Source organism: Paenibacillus fonticola DSM 21315 (assembly GCF_000381905.1).
Lineage (GTDB): Bacteria > Bacillota > Bacilli > Paenibacillales > Paenibacillaceae > Fontibacillus > Fontibacillus fonticola.
In genome coordinates, this window is the sequence record NZ_KB907246.1 from 29679 (window position 1) to 48563 (window position 18885).

An 18885-nucleotide genomic window follows, 5' to 3' on the forward strand; every position below is an offset into this window, starting at 1 on the left:
TGATTCTATATATGAAATCGCTAAATTTAACGACGCAGCGTAAAGCGGTTTATGATGTCGTCCGCAGTGCGAATGACCATCCGACTGCAGCGGAAGTAATGAATCGCCTTGTGGAACAGGGATATAATTTCGCATACGGCACAGTTTACAATTCGCTCAGGTACTTAACCGATAAGGAACTGATTCGCGAATTGAAGCTGGGCGAGGCCGCAAGCCGCTATGACGCCAAGCTTGATGATCACCAGCATATTTTGTGCGAGGTGTGCGGAAGGGTGGATGAAGTCATGTCGAAGGTTCCAGAGGAATGGACCGCTGAGGTAGCCAAGGAGACCGGATATGACGTGCATCATGCACATGTCGTATTTGGGGGGGTGTGCCAATCATGCAGGCAGAAGAAATAAAAGGAAGAGTGCAGGGCGGATCGGTGACCCTTTTCAGGCGTCCCGGACAAGAGCTTGCATACAATGATGAGCCGTTCGGCAATACTCAGCTTCAGCCTCAGGCATGTTCTGTTACGCAGCGCGTCATACTCGTTAGCCCTTTTCCGAGTGAAATATATGAGCTGGTAAGAGATTTGTCGGTAGGCTGCTTCGATGTCCTTGTATTCCATCATTTAGAGCAGGGCATCCGCAATGCTCCGTCTGCTGATCTGGTTATATTTGACCTGACGGCTTATCGCGGCAGTGAAGAGGCTGGAATGATCACTAATCTGATGCTTCGAGACCTCGAAAACGTGCCTTCACTCCTGCTGGTGAATAAAGCTATGCTGCCGCAAATGGATCAGAGCTTAATGCACCTAGAGCTCCTCGTCTGGCCATCCTCGCCCCACGAGATACTGTATCATGTTCAGCGGATTATTCGCACAAGCAATCACCGGCCGGCCGCTTCCGGCGCTTTGTCTGCAGCGGATACGGCTGCTGCCTATAAAGATCTTTGGATCGACCGCAAAAAGATGCAGGTGTACCGTGCCGGGACGGCGATCGACTTGACCAAGACCGAATATGAGCTGTTGATCAAATTGCTGGACCATGAAGGTAGCGTCCTGTCAAGGGAAGAGCTGCTGGCAGATGTGTGGGAGACCTCTTTTATGGGGGGGAGCAATGTGGTGGACGTGCATATCAAGAGCTTGCGGAAGAAGCTCGGCGACCGGGCGGCGAATCCGACTTATATCGCGACTGTCCGAGGGGTAGGGTATCGTTTGGCCGACTAGAAAGCCTGTTTAAAAACGCACTGATACTATTGTAAAAAAACAAACTAAACCGTTCGCTGTATCAGTTGAGCGGTTTTTTTGCGTTATTATTTAGAGGGAAATATGTGATTTATGTCGAATATAACAAGATAAAAGTTACATATAAAGTGGGTCAAATGGATTAATTCTATGAGGGAAAGGAACTGGATTAATGAAAAAGCGGGTAACGTTCTCATTGTTTATGGCTAGTGCCTTGATTGCCGTTGTACCTGTCGTATTGCTGCTGTTGATGGGGGATTCATTAAAATGGATCGCGATAGTAATATCTATTGTCTTTGCCCTGCTGGTCGCTATGCTTCTCGTTCGCAGCGTAACAGGGCCTCTTCAGCGGTTAAGCGAATCTATTCAAAGCATTAGCCGAGGCGACTTGTCGAAGAGAGTCGGCGGAGCTGATCGTAACGATGAAATTGGCATGGTGGCGAAACGGCTGCAGGAGGCGGTCGATAGCTGGAATGTCACGCTGACAGAGATGCGGCAGGCGTCCAACCAGGTCAACTTATCGGCGAATCAGTTGTCGGCCAGTGCCGACCAGACGACCAAAGCGATCGAGCATGTGACTTTGGCGATTCAAGAAGTAGCTTCGGGAAGCGAGCGGCAAACGCATAATATGAGCCACGGCGTAGAAGGTATCGAGGATATTTCAAGACAGGCTGAGGCAATTTCCAGCCATATTCAAGATGTGGCCGAGACGATGGAGCAGACGACAGCTGTGGCCGAGGAAGGAAATACGTCCGTAATCAGCGTCGTAGAGAAAATAGAGCACATCCACCAAACGGTTGATGAACTCGGCGCGGTCATTCAAACCTTAAGCGAGCATACCGAGAATATCGGTGGAATTGTTGGCGTCATTACAGGCATCGCTCAGCAGACGAATTTGCTTGCGTTGAACGCATCGATTGAAGCAGCCAGAGCTGGGGAGGAAGGCCGGGGATTTGCCGTCGTCGCTTCCGAGGTCCGGAAGCTTGCCGAAGGCTCAGAGACCTATGCCCATCAGATTGAAGAACTTATTGAAGGCATTCAGTCGGAAGTGCAGCGGGCGCTGGAGTCGATGGAGAACGCGAAGACGCGCGTAGAGGAAGGGATCGTTGCCGTCGACTTATCCGGCCGGAGCTTCTCTCGGATCCGCAGAGCCGTCCGGGGGTCGGCAGACAAAATCGAAGAGGTATCCAGCGCAGCACGGGAATTGACGATTGGTGCGGGGAAAGTATCGGAGACGATATCCGAAATCCGCAACATTACTGAAGAAGGTGCAGACAATGTCGGGACGATTTCCGCGGCCGCCGAGGAGCAGCTTGCCTCGATCCAGGAAATTGCGTCCTCCACGTCCCAACTGTCCTCGGTTGCCGGACGGCTGGAGGAAATGGTGGGCAAATTTAAATTGCGGAAATCCTAGATGCAATAGAGTATGACCATGGCTATGGCTATGGAATGCTGCCTCGCAGTCGTTCAAATGACAGCGCGGCAGCGTTTTTTGTGTCCAGAGAACATTTTGACCTGATGTGACTGATTCTTAAGTTGGATGCATAAATGCTTCATCTGGAATTCATTCTAACGAGAAAGATGCAATAGAACGATTTACTTAACCCCCGGTGTCGTTTAAGCTTATGGTAAACGAAGCTTCTGTTGAAGATAGCGAATACGGGGGTAGAGAAGTGGCTAGAAGATTAGAAGGTAAGCGAATTGCGTTGACCGGGCCTCGCCGCGCGGAGGAACTGGGGAAGCTGATCGAAAATATGGGTGGAATTCCGCTGTACCGCCCAGCGCAGGGAACTGTGTTTCTGGATGACGAGAAACTTCGCCAGGGGATTCAGACGTGGGTAAATCAACCGCCTGACTGGTCAATTTTTACGACGGGTATCGGGCTTAACGCCCTGTTCGAGATGGCCGGGGAGATGGGGCTGCTGGCTCCATTGCTGGACAACTTGTCTAAATCGCATATTGCCGCACGGGGATACAAAACGGTAAACGTTCTGAAGAAGCACGAGCTTGCGCCACATGCCCGCGACGACGACGGCAGTACGGATGGACTGATCCGTGAATTGGCAGCATATAATTTGAAGGAAGCTACGGTATTGCTGCAATTATACGGTGATCCAGCGCCAAAGCTGGTGGCCTGGCTGGAGCAGCAGGGGGCAGTTTGCACGGAAATATTGCCCTATCGTCATATTGCGCCGCCGGAGGAAGACTTGAGCCGCTTATTGCTGGACATTGTGGAGGGGCACGTCCATGCCGTATCCTTTACAAGCAGTCCGCAGGTAAGGTTCCTGCTTGAATATGCGGAGAAGCAAGGCCGCTTTGACGAGCTGATCTCTGCGCTGCGGGGGCCGGTCATCGCCGTTGCGGTGGGCAAAGTGACCGCCCAAGGATTGTATGAAGCGGGAATTCCCCGCGTGGTCGCTCCAAAGGAAGAACGAATGGGTAGCATGATTGTCGAACTGGCGCGTTATTTTGCCGGCGAGAGCGATCCCCTGCTGGCTAGCAAATAAGCCCTGACCTGCTGGGGATGGGAACTTTACGGACAGGAGGAGCAGTTCATGAATAAGAAGAGAGCACTGCTGATCGGAGATTATACTCATCCTAAATTTTATCCCCTGCAAGGGGTTGACCGGGAAATCACCCATATTTTGAATGACAGCTTTTCGGTGCAATGTACAGAGAACAACCATATGCTTGAGGAGAGCAACTTACAGTCGTTTGATCTTTGCATTTCCTATCATGATAGCTGGAGAGAGAAGCTGTCTTCCAAGCAGACGTCAGGTCTTCTGTCCTGCATCAGCGGCGGACGCGGACTGTTAGTTCTTCATAACGGCATTGTGCTGCAAAAAAAATACGAGATCGCGCAGCTCATTGGTGCCAGAAACGTATCGCACCCTTCCTTGCAAACATTGCAAATGCGTGTGACAGCGCCGGATCATGACATCATGCTTCACATTTCGCCCTTTGAAATTGAGGACGAGCCGTATCGATTCGAGTTCGATCCGTTTTGCGAAACGACGATTTTGCTCGAATACGAAATGGATGGGGAGTGGCACCCGGCGGCATGGGCGCATAGCTATGGGCTCGGCCGTGTAGTCTATCTGCTTCCGGGACGTGATCAGGCCGTGTTCCAGCACCCGGAATATCGCAAACTTGTGCTGCAGGCTGCGAAGTGGGCGGCAAGGTCGCCGGGTTAAGCGGGTTTAGGCCTTCAGGTTTCATGCTTCAGCTTTAGGCTTTGAGGCAGGGAGGTCTCTAGCTGTGAGAACTGTGAGAGCTGTAAGAAAGTAAGAGCTGAAAGAGCTAAAAGAACTAAAAGAGCTAAAAGAACTAAAAGAACTAAAAGAACTAAAAGAACTAAAAGAACTAAAAGAACTAAAAGAAGCTGCAAAAGCTGCAAAAGCTGCAAAAGCTGCAAAAGCTGCAAAAGCTGCAAAAGCGTCATGACTGGGACCGCAACAAGCTGCTGCAAATGGCCGGAACGCTGACTGGATGGCGGGTCCGGTCTTTTTTAAGCAAGCAACTGTAATATAAGCGAGAGGAACCTAGCGCTAAAGGCTAGCGGTTCAAGGCTAAAGGCAAGAGGTTAAATGTTTAATGTTAAAGGCGGTCTGTCTACTTAGAGAGTACGTCTTAAGGCAGGACTATTAAAGGACGAGGTGGATATATTTGACGACTTTCGATCAATGGGGCATTGCGCCTGAGCTTGTTCGGACATTACAAAGTTATGGCATCAGCACTCCGACGCCGGTACAGGAAGAGGCCATACCCGTGCTGCTTACAGGGGAGGATGCGATCGTCCAAGCGCAGACGGGAACGGGCAAGACGCTGGCTTTCTTGCTGCCGATCATGGACAAGCTGAGAGCGGACCGCCCTGATGCGCAGGCGCTGATCATTACGCCGACCCGGGAATTAGCCATCCAAATTACGGCGGAGGCACGCAAACTGGCTGCTGCCCGCGAGGGGATATCGGTTCTCGCTGCCTATGGAGGGCAAGATGTGGAGCGGCAGCTTCGTAAATTGCACAATGGCGCGCAGCTGGTCATCGGTACGCCGGGACGCTTGCTCGATCACTTGCGCCGGGGCTCGCTGGTGCTGGGCGCTGTGCGCATGCTTGTGCTCGACGAAGCGGACCAGATGCTGCACATGGGCTTCCTGGCCGAGGTAGAGTCGATTATTCGCATGGTTCCGAAGAGCCGCCAGACGATGCTGTTCTCTGCGACGATGCCGGATAACGTAAAGCGGCTTGCCCGGTCATATATGGTGCGGCCGCAGGATATCCGGATCGCGGAAACCTCCCGCGTCACACTGGATAGCATCCGGCAAATTTTAGTGGAATGCACCGATCGGGGCAAGCAGGGGGCATTGATCGAGCTTATTCGCACCCATCGACCTTATTTGGCGGTTATTTTCTGCCGAACGAAGCGGCGGGCCAGCAAGCTGAACGAAGCTTTGCAGGAGGCCGGCTTTGCCTCTGACGAACTGCACGGTGATTTATCCCAATCTAAACGGGAGCAGGTGATGCGCGCGTTCCGCGAGGCGAAGCTGGAACTGCTCGTCGCCACTGATGTAGCGGCCAGAGGGATCGATGTTGAAGGCGTAACCCATGTGTTTAACTATGATATTCCCCAGGACGTGGACAGCTACATTCACCGGATCGGCCGTACGGGCCGGGCCGGCGGGAAAGGGGTTGCGATAACTTTTGCTTCTCCAAGGGATATCGATGCGCTCCGTCATATCGAGCGGGGCATTTCGATGAAGCTAGAGCGGCACCGCCAGGAGAAAAGCGAGACAGCAGCCTCTATGAGCCGGGATACAGCAGGCAAACGGGAATCCAGGGATTCCGCCGGGAAAGGGAGAAGGCCTGAGGGCAGAAAACAGGCAGGCGGAGAAGTGGGCGGAAGAGTAGGCAGAGAAGCGTCTGGAAGAGCAGGTGGAAGAGCGCGCGGAGAAACAGGCGAAGGGCGCCGCGGCCAAGGCAGCGGGAAGGGCAATCGTGAACGTCATACCTCCCCGTTCGGCCGGGGCAGAGGCGGCAAGCCGTCCAACGCAAGAAGCGGACATGCCTCCCGCAGCGAAGGCGGCGGCCGTCGCAGCGGAACAGAACGCGGAGGGCGCCGGGGACGTTAGCCGGATGCAGCCGGATTGAAGTTAAACGCAACATAATGCGGTTAAAATACGTTTTAAAGATTAGAAATCATGTTTCATCCTTTAGGAGAAGAGGGTCAGGGGGAGAGAGTAAGGTGAATGATCGAAACATATCGATAGAAATACTGCGCGGGAGTTGTGCTGGGCGAAAGCATCCGTTTAAGCTATCGGCGGTTGTGTTGATTTGCATATTGTTGGCTGTCGCCATGACGGCTTGCGGCAAGGAGAATTCACCGCAGCCGGATAATTCATCGCAGCCGGATAATTCGGCTGCAGTGTCCGAGCCGGGAGCTAACCCGTCGAATAGCGGGAACGAGGAACAAGGTGATCCAGCAGGGGAAAATACGAGTCAGAACACCGGACCGGATGCGGAGCAGGCGCCTGCGGCTAAAGATCCGCAGGAAGGCTCCTCAGTGGCAGACAAGGCTGCTGCCGCCGACCCTCACAGTATTGCCGTGCTTGTCAATAAAGAGCTGGCTCTGCCCGAAGATTATAAGCCTTCCGATCTGGTCTATCCGGATGTCCGGTTTACATTTAAGGAGAAGATCGAGAAGCGGATGATGCGCAGCGAAGCTGCCGAGGCGCTGGAGGAGATGTTCGCTGGAGCCGAGCAGGACGGCATTTATTTGGCTGGCGTATCAGCCTATCGGTCCCACAGTACGCAAAGATCTTTGTTCAACCGCTATGTAGAGAGGGACGGAGAAGAGAAAGCGAAGACGTACAGTGCGGTTCCGGGGCATAGCGAGCATGAGACCGGGCTTGCGATCGACGTCTCAGGAAGCGATGGAAAGTGCGCCGCAGAGGATTGCTTCGGAGGGACGAAGGAGGCGGAGTGGCTTGCCCAGCATTCCGCGGAATACGGTTTTATCATTCGTTATCCCGAAGGAAAAGAAGCGATCACAGGCTACAAGTATGAGCCTTGGCATCTGCGCTATGTCGGAAAGGAAATCGCCGCGGATATTTTTGAACGGGACATTACCTTGGAGGAATATTACGATGCTGTCCCGGTATCCGGAACTCCTAAAAGTTAAGCTTTTGACGACCGGATTTATGATTCATCCCGCTGCCGGACGGGTTATGTAGTAACGAACTCCAACTAAACTTTAAGGAGGCGTATGGACATGTCCGAGCATAACCATGTAGTCAACAAAGAAGGCGAGCTGGCGCTGAATAAGGTGGATGATGTGCTTAAGCGTATGGACGGGGAGCGGAAGGAAGATATCCTCGAAAATTTCAATGCCTTTAAACGTTATTTGGGCGAGCGGATCGAGCTGGCTCAAGGTATAGGGCTTAGCGAAGAGACGTTAGCGAAGACAGCGGAGAAGATCGGCGATTACCTTGCAGCTAACGAGGAGCCGCGTAACCGGGAAGAGAAGCTGCTGAAAGAGCTGTGGAATGCCGGGGAGCAGGAGCATCGCCATGCTTTGGCCCATATCCTGGTAAGGCTTGCTAAAACGACGCAATAAGATCGATTGATGTTTGCTGAAGGTGGTTTCCTTAGGGAAATCACCTTTTTCTATTGACAAATGATAATGATTATCAGTATCTTTAAAACAGAAGGTTTTTGTTAGATAATGGTCGCATTGTGTTCATATAAATATTTAATAAGTCGTTTGCGGAAAGGGAGATTGTTATGGTCGCACTAAATACATCTCATTTGAATATTGCTTATGGAGACCGTCTCATTGTAGAAGATTTGAATATCAGCATTCCTAAAGGGAAAATCACCGCTCTTGTCGGCGCGAATGGCTCCGGGAAATCGACGGTTCTGAAAACGATGGCCCGTATTCTTCAGCCGAAGGACGGAGCGGTGCTGTTGAACGGGAAATCCATTCATAAGCAATCCACCCGAGAAGTGGCTAAGCAGCTGGCCATTCTGCCCCAGAACCCGACCGCACCCGACGGGCTTACGGTTTACGAGCTTGTGTCGTACGGCCGTTTTCCGCACCAGAAAGGATTCGGAAGCCTGAAGTCCGAGGACCGGAAAATCGTGGATTGGGCAATAGATGCCACCGCAATGAATGAGTTCGCGGACCGGGCGCTCGAGCAGTTGTCTGGAGGACAGCGGCAGCGGGCCTGGATCGCCATGGCGTTGGCTCAGGAGACGGACATTCTATTTCTGGATGAGCCGACGACCTTCCTGGATATGGCGCATCAGTTGGAGGTGCTGCAGCTGCTGGAGCAGTTGAATGCGGAATCCAGTCGGACCATCGTCATGGTTGTGCATGACTTGAACCATGCCGCAAGGTATGCTCATCATATGATCGCCATCAAGAAAGGGCAGGCTATCGCGGAAGGAGCGCCGGCCGAAGTGGTCACTTCTTCCGTCCTGCGCGAAGTATTCGGCATTGAGGCGGATATCGTAACGGATCCGCGAAGCGGAGTGCCTCTTTGTCTTCCATATGAGCTTTACCGTGTAGCGGAGAGTAGGGGACAGCTTCCGAACAACAGCGTACTGACAGGTGCCGTTGATAAGGTGGCCGCCCTAAGATAGTCGCAGAAGCGTTAGGAGACACGGTGGGAAGCAGAAGCATGGAGTGAAGCTGAGGCACAGAGTGAAAGCAGGAGGATCATATGCAGCGATTGGCCATCGACTATCAATTCCTAGAAGAGCAATGTTATATAGTTCGTGAACGCAGAGAACAGGCAATATATACAATCGAGGGAGAGGAACTGCTCGATCGGCTGCGGACCGAGCAGTTTTTGGTTCGGTATCAATCCGAGATCAAAGGGCTCGATATTCAGGTCGCAGCGACTTATTTCGTGGCCAGTTGGCGTGTTCTTTGCACGGCGCTGCATTATATGGCGTCATTGACGCTCACCCGGTTAAATTTCCAATTGGACAATCTGACACTGCAGATCGTTCCGGTGCATCAATTTCCGATGGTCTTCTTCGTGCTGCGGGACGATTCGGAGTCCGCGTGGCCGGCAGTAGCTGATAAGGCCGTTGAAGCTGGCGAGTCTGGTGAAGCTGGCGAGGCCGATGGCTGGCAGGAGCAGCAATTAGGGAGCTTCTATAAGGAGACCTTGCAGCCGGTGATGGAATCGGTAGCCGGTGTGTCCAAGCTGCCGGTGACGCAGCTCTGGGGGCAGCTGCCTCTCGGAATTGCTTATTATATCAAGCAACTGGCGAATAGGCTGGACACAGCAGAGCAGCGGGAACGGTTATGGGCGGATCATGAATCCGTCAAGGAAATGTCTGCTGAATGGTTTGGCGTCAAGCGCAATCCGTTTACGATTAAGGAAATTCTGGTGGATAATCCTTATTCGCCTGGCGAGAAGACGCCCTTGAAGCCAACCTGCTGTCTTGCGTATCGCACTAAGACCGATATAGGCTACTGCTACGCCTGCCCTAAGCTGACGAAGCAGCAGAGGGAAGAGAAGCGGATAGAGCTAATGCAAAGGCAATTGGAATCCAGCAACAAATAAGCCGCCCGAATTGACCTTTTTAGGTCGCTTTAACAGGCGGCTTTTTGTTGAAGATTAGCCGATTACTTTAGCGACTGCAAAGCCTGGACGAGCGGGGTTTCCCCCGTCATCAAGTTAAAGGCGGTATGCTCCGTCTCAGGTAGTTTTAAGGCAAGAACCGCCGCTTCGGCCACATCGTTTCGGGAAATGAATCCCGAATAGGTGAACCCCTCGCGGATCGATACTTTGCCTAAAGGCAAATCATCGGTCAGACCCCCCGGACGTATAATCGTATGGCATAAAATACTGTCTTCCAGCACTTTTTCAGCCCGGCGCTTAGCTAATAAATACGGCTTCAAAATTTTCGGCATGCGTTCCGGCTCCAGCGTTCCCATCGAGCTGATCAGAATGAAGCGCTTAACGCCGAGCAAGGCGGATTGCTCGATCAAACGAACGGTTCCGAGGTGGTCAATTTCTTCCGGATCGCCCTTATCTCCCGCGCCGACCGCGCAAATAACGGCGTCCGCCCCATCGATCCCTTCCGAGAACACCGTCCTCAAATCACCGATGTATGGCTTTGCCCCCGATTCCTGCAAGTTATCCCGCTGCAATTCATTGCGTACCAGCCCCCTGACTTCATAATTTTCTCTCTGGAGCTTTCTAATAATATGACGGCCTGTTCTTCCGTGCGCTCCCGCTACAAAAACAGTATACATGGGCAGCCCTCCGGTGCTAGATGATGTTAGTAATATCCTTAATTTGTAGGGATAATTATCATTACCCTAACAAAAATTTTCATAACCCCTTGCAATGTGAAAAAGATCACACTATAATAAGAGTCACAAGGTGAATGTTTTCACAACATTTTATTTTTATAAGTGATATATTTCACAATAAACACCCCGATTTTTGAACAATATATAACATCGGGCCATTATAAGGAGGAAGAAATCATGAGAGTAGCAGTTATTGGATGTACACATGCGGGGACGGCGGCTATTGTAAATACAGCAAAACTATACCCTAAGGCGGAGATTACCGTATATGAGCGCAATGACAATATTTCCTTCCTGTCGTGTGGGATCGCTTTATATGTCGGCGGCGTGGTAAAGGATCCTCAGGGATTGTTCTATTCATCGCCCGGTCAGCTGGCAGAGCTTGGCGTAAAGACGAAAATGCTTCATGAAGTGACCGCCGTGGACACGGACCGGAAGCAGTTAACAGCACGAAATCTGCAGACTGGAGAAGAATTTACGGACCATTTCGACAAGCTGATCGTAACGACGGGATCGTGGCCTGTCGTGCCCCGATTCCCAGGAATTGAGTTGGATAACATTATTTTGTCCAAAAACTTCAATCATTCCAATATGATCATTGAGAAAGGGAAGGAAGCGCAAAATATCGTCGTTGTCGGCGCAGGCTACATCGGCATTGAGCTCGTCGAAGCCTTCCAAATGAACGGCAAAAATGTGACGCTGATTGACGCGGAAGAACGGGTCTTAAGCAAATATCTCGATGCGGAGTACACCGATGTCATCGAGGATACGCTGCGCGAGCGCGGAATAGTCCTGGCGCTTGGCGAGAAGGTCGTGAGCTTTGAAGGAAGGGCGGGCAGGGTGAATACCGTTATAACCGATCATGGCCGGTATGCCGCGGACGTCGTCATTCTCTGCATCGGCTTTAAGCCGAATACGGAGCTGCTGAAAGGCCAGGTCGATATGCTGGATAACGGGGCGATTATCGTTGACGAGTATATGCAAACGAGCAAACGAGACGTATTCGCAGCAGGCGACAGCTGCGCGGTATATTATAATCCGCTTAAAAACCATGCCTATATTCCGCTTGCCACCAATGCCGTACGCATGGGGACGTTAGCCGCGCGCAACCTGGTATCGCCGACGGTGAAATACCTCGGCACTCAAGGGACCTCGGGTATCAAGATTTACGAGGATAACATTGCGGCAACCGGGCTGACAGAGTCTGCAGCTATAGAGGCCGGGCTTGAAGCAGACTCGGTACTGGTGACAGACAGCTATCGGCCGGAATTCATGCCGACCCATGAGAAGGTTACGCTGAAGCTCGTATATGAGCAAGGAACAAGACGCATTCTCGGCGCGCAAATCATGTCCAAGGTGGATTTGACGCAAGCGATCAATACGATCTCCGTCTGCATCCAGAACGATATGAAAATGGAGGAGCTTGCATTCGTCGATTTCTTTTTCCAGCCGCATTTTAACAAGCCATGGAATTTCTTGAACAGTGCCGGATTGCAGGCCCTGCCTGAAGTGCGGGCAGAGGAAATCGTCCACGTTTAATTGCTGCAAGAGACAAGACGCAAACAGGATACAGGACGGACGAAAGAGACAAGACGTGGACTCTATAATTATCAAGTATCGCGGATGCTGCCGCTAATTATGGTGATATGGCCACTGCCGGGGAAGCAGCTTCCCTGTGCGGTGGCTTCTTCGTATCTATAGTGACTAATGTTACATTGCCGGCAAGCCAAGGCACGATACAATGAGGATAAAATAGAGAAAGATTATTGCATCAAGAGGAGATGATAACCATGGCTTATTACAAACCGCCGCAAATTGCGGAAATAACCGTGGATACGGGAGTCCAGAAGGCGCGCAATCCGCTGCTGACTGTAATGATATTAGGATTTCTCGGCGGGGCTTTTATCGCGCTTGGATTTCTGCTCGATATACGGGTGATCAGCAACGCGCCGCAGGAATGGGGGAGCATCGTTAATTTCATCGGTGCCGCCGTTTTCCCGATCGGTCTGATTCTCGTCCTGCTTGCTGGCGGCGAGCTGTTGACGGGCAACATGATGGCCGTGCCGCTCGCACGGATGGCCAAGCGTATCACGACGCTGGAAATGCTGAAAAATATCGTACTGATTACGATCGCCAACTTTCTAGGTGCTGTCTTTGTAGCTTATTTTTTCGGGCATATCGTCGGGCTGACGGCCAGCGGTCCTTATCTCGATAAATTGATCGCGATGGCCGGACATAAGCTGGATGACAGCTTCCTGCAGGCGTTCGTATCCGGGATCGGCTGTAACTGGCTCGTTGCGCTTGCCGTATGGCTCTCCTACGGCGCCGATAATATGAGCGGCAAAATCCTCGGCATCTGGTTCCCGACGATGGCCTTTGTCGCCATCGGCTTTCAGCACGTTGTCGCCAATATGTTCCTCATACCTGCAGCAATATTCGAGGGTTATTTCTCTTGGGGAGACTATATCCGAAATTTTGTGCCCGTCTGGCTCGGCAATTTGACCGGTGGCGCCCTGTTTGTCGCAGGCGCATACTGGATGGCTTATTTGAAGGACAGAAATCCGAAAGCTGTGCAGCAGTCCGCAGAGCGTGCATCCGTTCCCGTAAGCAAGCACGCATAACAAGTACGCATAATTAATAACTGAAAAACGAATCAGCCTGTTGATTACTCAACAGGCTGATTTTTTCATGTATTCAAACTGGAAATCGTTGTAGTCAAATTATTTCATGATCAGTCAAATCTGTTGCTATGAGCTGAAATCCTGAAGTGATTAAATAAGATCCAGAGCATATATAGGGAGGGCGAACACGAGTGCAACCGTGGAAGAAGTGGCGCTGGCGCTCGGCTATGATAATAGGAGCTATTTCGTTAAGCTGTTCAAAAAGTATTATGGCGTGTCGCCAAGCCGGTTGATTTAAGGTTTCAGTAGAATGTCCTGTCGCCAAACAGATTGATTTAAGGTTTCAGTAGACACCGGTCCGTCTTTTTCCTAAGATTATGACATTAGGAAGACATGAGGATAGGGGATGTTTACATGGTCCGAGAGGAGAACGGAATATTTCCGGCTGTATGTCCATTGGATTGTCCGGACACTTGCGGCCTGTTACTGCATAAAGAAGACGGAAAGATCGTAAAGGTGACGGGGAACCCCGAGCATCCGATCACGAAAGGCGCGATTTGCAATAAAGTTCGCAACATGACGGAGCGGGTATACCATCCCGAGCGCATTCTTTACCCGCTGCGGCGGACGGGAGCCAAGGGTGAGGGGAATTTCGAACGGATTACTTGGGATGAGGCCATTGGCGAAATTGCCGGGAAATTTACGGAATTGATTCGCGATTTCGGCTCCGAAAGCATTATGCCCTACAGCTTCTACGGCAATATGGGAGCGCTAAGCGTAGATGGCATGGACCGCCGTTTCTTTCACCGGCTTGGCTCAACCCGGCTGGACCAGGGCATCTGCAATGCCGCTGGCAACGCAGGCTGGAAGTATACGATGGGATTCATGGGCGGAACAAGCCCGGAAGAGACCGCCAAAGCCAAGCTGTTCATCGTATGGGGACAGAACACGATCAGCACGAATATGCACGCCTGGTCCATTATGGAGAAGGCGCGCAAGCAAGGGGCGAAGCTGGTCGTTATTGATGTGCACCGGAATCGGACCGGCGACCGGGCGGACTGGTTCATTCCGCTCCATCCAGGAACGGACTCGGCTCTGGCGCTTGGCTTGATGCATGTCCTGTTCGACCGCGGCCTGGTGAATGAGGAGTTTATAGAGAAATATACCGTGGGCCATAACGAACTGCGCGAGCATGTGAAGCAGTATACACCGGACAAGGTGGCAGCTATTACTGGGGTGCCGGTGGAGGATATCGTCAAGCTGGCCGTGATGTACGGGGAGACATCCCCGGCGTTCATACAAATCGGCAACGGGCTGCAGCATCACGATAACGGCGGCATGAACATCCGGGCAATCGTCTGTCTTCCGGCCTTGACGGGCCAGTGGCTTGTCGAGGGAGGCGGCGCCATTAAATCGAATGGCGATTATTCCAAATTCAATGGAGCCGCCTTGGCGCGTCCCGACCTCCGGCAGAATCCGAATGCCCGCATCGTCAGCATGAATCAGCTTGGAGAGACGCTGCTGTCCCTCGATCCGCCGATCCGGGGCATGTTCGTCTACTGCGCCAATCCGGCCGTGGTAGCCCCGGATACGGACAAGGTGGAACGAGGCTTGCGGCGCGAGAATTTGTTCACGGTTGTGCACGATCTGTTCATGACTGATACGGCTCGATATGCAGATATTATCCTGCCGGCCACATCAACCTTTGAGAATATGGACGTGTACCGGTCTTACTGGCATCACTACGTCCAGCTTCAGGAGCCGGTCATTTCCCCGCAGGGCGAGAGCAAGAGCAACATGGAGGTCTTCAAGCTGCTTGCGCAGGCGATGGGGTTCACGGAGGAGGCTTTCCAAGATTCAGAAGAGGATATGATTCGTCAGGCGCTAGATCACCCGGCAAATCCGTATATTGAGCATGTTACGCTGGAAGGTTTGAAGGAGCATCGCTTCCTCAAGCTGAACATGGAGCATCAGGGCCGTTATCTCGAGACGCTTACTACCCCTTCCGGCAAAATCGAGCTGTATTCGCAGCGCATGGCCGAGGCCGGACTTCCGCCGCTGCCGACTTACGTTCCGCTTGTGGAAGGCTACGACGGCAAACGGCGGCCAGGTAAAGGCTCCCGCTATCCGCTCATGTTCATTTCGCCGCCGAACCACAGTTTCCTCAACTCCACCTTCGCCAATGTGGAGAAGCTGGCAGTGCTGGAGAAGCAGCCGACGCTGCAAATTCATCCGGAGGATGCGATGGCGCGGGGAATAGCGGACGGGGACCAGGTCCTCGTGTGGAACGATCGCGGGCAGTTCGAAGTAACGGCGGCGGTGACGGATAAAATGCTGCCAGGCACCGTTGTCAGCCAGGGGCTGTGGTGGGAACAGGAAGGCAAGCGCCAGCGTGCGAACGCACTTACACCGGAGCGCCTTGCCGATATGGGGAGCGGAGCGACCTTTTTCTCGACTATTGTCGAGGTAAAGCGTCAACGGAAGTGCTTGCCGAATCAGTAGTATTCCGCGATACTAAAAAATGACTATTGAAATGAGCTATTGATAAGTGAATTCAATTCCGGGGCCACGTTCGTCCATTTTAGCGTTTGCTGGTTCAAGTATTAAAGTGTTTCTCTGATCGCTGTTGCTTCAAGATTTCTTGAATGATATAGGTTCGTAATCATATTTTCTTAGAGGTAAAGGTTCTGGGAGGGATCTAGCACAAAGGCGACCACAAAGTCGACTACAAAGTCGACTACAAGGACGATCATAAGGATGGCCACAAGGGTGAACATAGGACGAGCACAAGGGTGAACATAGGACGAGCACAAGGGTGACCACAGGACAAGCATAGGACGAGCATGGGGGTGACCACAGGACGGTCATTAGAACGAGCAAAAGGAAGACTACAGGACGATCAGAAGGACGAGCACAAGCTTATGTCCCCAATGTGGCTTTCTTACACCAAGCTGGGTTGTACACTAAATGGAATTCATGTATCTAATTATGCACCAAACGAATGTATCCGGGGATTAGATGGATTTTATGTACTTAAAATCAAGTATTCAGCCCAGGATTGGTAATTCCCGTTCTTCTAACGACACGAAATCCATTTAAATCTACTTTCCCTTCTTTGCGGCAGAAATTAACTACTATAAATCCATTTATATAGGTTGAAAACTATTACATATGGATGTAGGGCATGTACGTAAAATGATCCTACGGCCGCTGTTGCTCCCGGATTTCTTGGATGACATAGCTTCTTTAGTTTATCTTGCATAGATTTTATTTTTTTTTGTATAGTTACTTACTTTTTTGTAAATCGCTTATTTCTTGCATAAATACTTACTCCTTGAATAGCTACTTGCTTCTTGTATAGATACATGCTTCTTGAATAGTTACTCATTTCTTATATAGTTACTTATTTCTCCTATAGTTACTTATTTCTTGTATAGATAATTATTTTTGTGTATAGGAAAAGCCCGTGAGGGCTTTTTCCTCTTCATGCAGATGGTGGGCGATAACGAATGAAGTTTTTGGAGCAGTACCCTAAAGAAGTAAAAGGTTTTTTAATCGCGAGTCTTGTCAATTCCGCGGGCGGGTCGCTTATGTGGCCGCTCGTGTCCATGTATGTGTTTGATGAGCTGGGCCGCAGCATGGCGGACGCCGGTTTCGTCATTTTGATCCAATCGGTCGGGGGCATCGCCGGACAGCTTCTCGGAGGCGGGCTGTATCACAAAATCGGCGTCAAAAAGTTGATCGTCGGCTCCCTGATCCTGAATGCGCTCGGATTGTTTACACTGTCTTTCATCAGCAGCTACTGGCTGTTGTTCGTGGCAATGATGGGCTTCATCGGTTTCTGCAATGCCGTGTCGCTTCCGGCAATCCAGGCGTTTATCGGCTTTCGGTTTGCTGATCGGCGCGGAGAGCTGTTCAATGTCATTTATGTAGCCAACAATATTGGAGTGGCCGCAGGTACGGCGATGAGCGGATTTTTGGCTGAATTTTCGTATCATTTGAGCTTTATACTGAACGGGGTAACCTCAGCAGGCTTCGCACTGTTCTTCTTCGCGTATTTGTCACGAGTTGACGGCGTCGGTTCTGAGGCCGCAGTGAGGTTGAAGAAGGGAGCTCCACCCGAAGGCAAGGGGATGGGGCTGCTGCTTGGGAATACGCGCATTTATCTCTATATGGGACTGGGCTCGTTGTTTCTCTGGTTCGGCAACTCGATATGGAACACCGGGGTGTCCCCGTACATTATTTCCGAAGGGATGTCCAAAACCGCTTACGGCTATTTATGGACGTTGAACGGCATATTGATCTTCGTCGCTCAACCGTTGACGTCAGCGATCAAGCGGTTGTTTGCCCGCACGGAAAATGTCCAGATGACGATTAGCGCCATGTTCTACCTGTCGGCATACGCCGTCATCGTCATCATGAACAATTATCCGGGCATGGTGCTGGCGATGGTGCTGGCCACACTTGGAGAAATGCTGATATCCCCCGCGATCCCTTCGTTTATCGCCGAGCGGTGCGGTAAGGAGGCTCCGTTCTATATCGGGCTTGTAGGCGGATTGGGTGCTGCAGGGAGGGTGATCGGCCCGTATATTATGGGATCGATGTATGATGGCGGCGGTCTTCCACCGGTTGCATGGTTGGCTGCCGGGACTGCGGTGCTGTCTATCAGCTTCTTCTTCGTCCACTCCCGGATGAACCGGATGCAGACTCGGGTAAAGGAGACGATCTAACCATGTTATATGGTGCGTCCACTGTAATGGTATAATAGAACCAAATAGAACCAGATAGAACCAGCAAATTATTACTGGGACGAGTGAAGGGATGGCGGCAAAAATGTCGTATGAACGATACAACCCTCATGGATCGATCAACGCCGATGGATTAATCACCCCTGATGAATCAATCATCGCTGATGTACCAATCAGCCCTGATGAACCAATCATCGCTGATGAGCCAATCCACCCTGAAGGGTTGGACAACCCTAATGAATCAAACTATCCTAATGAATCAAACCGTCCTAATGAACGAGTCAATCCTGATGGATTAAATCCTGCTGGGTTAATCAATCCTAATGAACCAAATAACCCTGACGGATCAAACAGGCTTCATGAACGAGCGATATGGGTAAGGCTGTCGGACCTGAGGGATGCAAGCAGGCTGATGGAGCTTGATGCGCTGGTGTGGGATAGCAGAACAAGTCCTTCTTCCATGTCGTGGACTTCCCGGGAGAAGTTTTTACAGCATTGCCCGCCGGGCCGACAACTTGTTGCCGGGGTAGAGGATGAGCTGTGCGGGTATTTGGGCTTTGCCTCGCCGACCGCCATGTCGTGCCACCAGCATGTATATGATATCCATATAGCGGTCCATCCTGCCTACCAGGGCCAGGGGCTCGGACGCGAGCTGATGGAAGCGATGAAACAGCTGGCAGCCGAACAAGGAATCAGGAAACTGTCCCTGCGGGTGCTCAGCACGAACCCTCGGGCCATCGCATTCTATGAAAGCTGCGGCTTTAAGCCGCAGGGCAGGCTGGTTGCGGAGTACTATATCGATGGGCAGTATGTGGATGATATTTTGATGTGGTACCCGATAACACCATGTCTGTAATTATTTTAGCTGTCTCCGGCTGGTCAGACGTAGTACTTCTGCCATTGAACTATTACGAAGTTATCGGTATATTTATAAGAAGAAAAATCGGGAAAACATCCGG

At 51.4% G+C, this 18885-nt stretch carries 18 protein-coding genes; 16 read left to right on the top strand and 2 right to left on the bottom strand.

The genetic code is table 11. The features are described 5' to 3' along the window. Window positions 1-11 precede the first annotated feature (11 nt). The 5 genes from G358_RS0101905 (at window position 12) to G358_RS0101925 (ending at window position 4422) form a co-directional block, all read left to right on the top strand. Window positions 12-401, top strand: coding sequence for a Fur family transcriptional regulator (locus tag G358_RS0101905; protein ID WP_019635510.1), 390 nt, complete (start codon window positions 12-14; stop codon window positions 399-401). Further along, window positions 383-1210 (top strand): winged helix-turn-helix domain-containing protein, encoded by an 828-nt coding sequence (locus tag G358_RS0101910; RefSeq protein ID WP_019635511.1) that lies wholly within the window; start codon window positions 383-385, stop codon window positions 1208-1210. Before G358_RS0101905 ends, G358_RS0101910 begins: the two co-directional genes overlap by 19 nt. 190 nt (window positions 1211-1400) lie before the next feature. Continuing rightward, on the top strand, window positions 1401-2642 hold the full coding sequence (locus tag G358_RS0101915; RefSeq protein ID WP_019635512.1) for a methyl-accepting chemotaxis protein: 1242 nt from the start codon (window positions 1401-1403) through the stop codon (window positions 2640-2642). A 259-nt stretch (window positions 2643-2901) separates the two neighbouring features. Then, complete coding sequence (locus tag G358_RS0101920; protein ID WP_026342004.1) at window positions 2902-3735, top strand: uroporphyrinogen-III synthase; 834 nt, start codon at window positions 2902-2904, stop codon at window positions 3733-3735. A gap of 48 nt (window positions 3736-3783) precedes the next feature. Then, the gene (locus G358_RS0101925) at window positions 3784-4422 is read left to right on the top strand and encodes a ThuA domain-containing protein (RefSeq protein ID WP_019635514.1); all 639 of its coding nucleotides are present in this window, start codon (window positions 3784-3786) and stop codon (window positions 4420-4422) included. A gap of 14 nt (window positions 4423-4436) precedes the next feature. On the opposite strand, the gene G358_RS32065 is transcribed toward G358_RS0101925, so the two are convergent. Next, window positions 4437-4670, bottom strand: coding sequence for a hypothetical protein (locus tag G358_RS32065; protein ID WP_019635515.1), 234 nt, complete (start codon window positions 4668-4670; stop codon window positions 4437-4439). A 224-nt stretch (window positions 4671-4894) separates the two neighbouring features. Here G358_RS32065 and G358_RS0101935 point away from each other — a divergent pair, with 224 nt between their 5' ends. The 5 genes from G358_RS0101935 (at window position 4895) to G358_RS0101955 (ending at window position 9802) form a co-directional block, all read left to right on the top strand. After that, window positions 4895-6355 (top strand): DEAD/DEAH box helicase, encoded by a 1461-nt coding sequence (locus G358_RS0101935; RefSeq protein WP_019635516.1) that lies wholly within the window; start codon window positions 4895-4897, stop codon window positions 6353-6355. Window positions 6356-6468: 113 nt separating this feature from the next. Continuing rightward, the gene (locus tag G358_RS0101940) at window positions 6469-7404 is read left to right on the top strand and encodes a M15 family metallopeptidase (RefSeq protein WP_019635517.1); all 936 of its coding nucleotides are present in this window, start codon (window positions 6469-6471) and stop codon (window positions 7402-7404) included. 90 nt (window positions 7405-7494) lie between these two features. After that, a complete protein-coding gene (locus G358_RS0101945; protein ID WP_019635518.1) occupies window positions 7495-7839 on the top strand; it encodes a DUF3243 domain-containing protein in 345 nt (114 codons plus the stop codon). A 167-nt stretch (window positions 7840-8006) separates the two neighbouring features. Beyond that, entirely contained in the window at window positions 8007-8867 is an 861-nt protein-coding gene (locus G358_RS0101950) for an ABC transporter ATP-binding protein (RefSeq protein WP_019635519.1), read from the top strand. Between the two features lie 80 nt (window positions 8868-8947). Further along, a complete protein-coding gene (locus G358_RS0101955; RefSeq protein ID WP_019635520.1) occupies window positions 8948-9802 on the top strand; it encodes a (2Fe-2S)-binding protein in 855 nt (284 codons plus the stop codon). A 62-nt stretch (window positions 9803-9864) separates the two neighbouring features. Here the strand turns inward: G358_RS0101955 and G358_RS0101960 are convergent, their stop codons facing one another. Continuing rightward, window positions 9865-10497, bottom strand: a complete 633-nt coding sequence (locus G358_RS0101960) for an SDR family oxidoreductase (protein WP_019635521.1) — start codon at window positions 10495-10497, stop codon at window positions 9865-9867. 237 nt (window positions 10498-10734) lie between these two features. On the opposite strand from G358_RS0101960, the gene G358_RS0101965 reads away from it, so the two are divergent. The 6 genes from G358_RS0101965 to G358_RS34375 all read left to right on the top strand — a co-directional run bounded on the left by G358_RS0101965 (window position 10735) and on the right by G358_RS34375 (window position 18782). Continuing rightward, window positions 10735-12096 (top strand): FAD-dependent oxidoreductase, encoded by a 1362-nt coding sequence (locus tag G358_RS0101965; protein WP_019635522.1) that lies wholly within the window; start codon window positions 10735-10737, stop codon window positions 12094-12096. A gap of 251 nt (window positions 12097-12347) precedes the next feature. Beyond that, a complete protein-coding gene (locus G358_RS0101970; protein ID WP_019635523.1) occupies window positions 12348-13178 on the top strand; it encodes a formate/nitrite transporter family protein in 831 nt (276 codons plus the stop codon). Between the two features lie 172 nt (window positions 13179-13350). Continuing rightward, on the top strand, window positions 13351-13476 hold the full coding sequence (locus G358_RS32070) for a helix-turn-helix domain-containing protein (RefSeq protein WP_276203554.1): 126 nt from the start codon (window positions 13351-13353) through the stop codon (window positions 13474-13476). A gap of 116 nt (window positions 13477-13592) precedes the next feature. Further along, the gene (locus tag G358_RS29320; protein WP_019635525.1) at window positions 13593-15680 is read left to right on the top strand and encodes a molybdopterin-containing oxidoreductase family protein; all 2088 of its coding nucleotides are present in this window, start codon (window positions 13593-13595) and stop codon (window positions 15678-15680) included. Between the two features lie 1007 nt (window positions 15681-16687). Further along, window positions 16688-17908, top strand: a complete 1221-nt coding sequence (locus tag G358_RS0101985) for an MFS transporter (protein WP_019635526.1) — start codon at window positions 16688-16690, stop codon at window positions 17906-17908. Window positions 17909-18011: 103 nt separating this feature from the next. Beyond that, window positions 18012-18782, top strand: a complete 771-nt coding sequence (locus G358_RS34375) for a GNAT family N-acetyltransferase (RefSeq protein ID WP_019635527.1) — start codon at window positions 18012-18014, stop codon at window positions 18780-18782. Window positions 18783-18885: the final 103 nt, after the last annotated feature.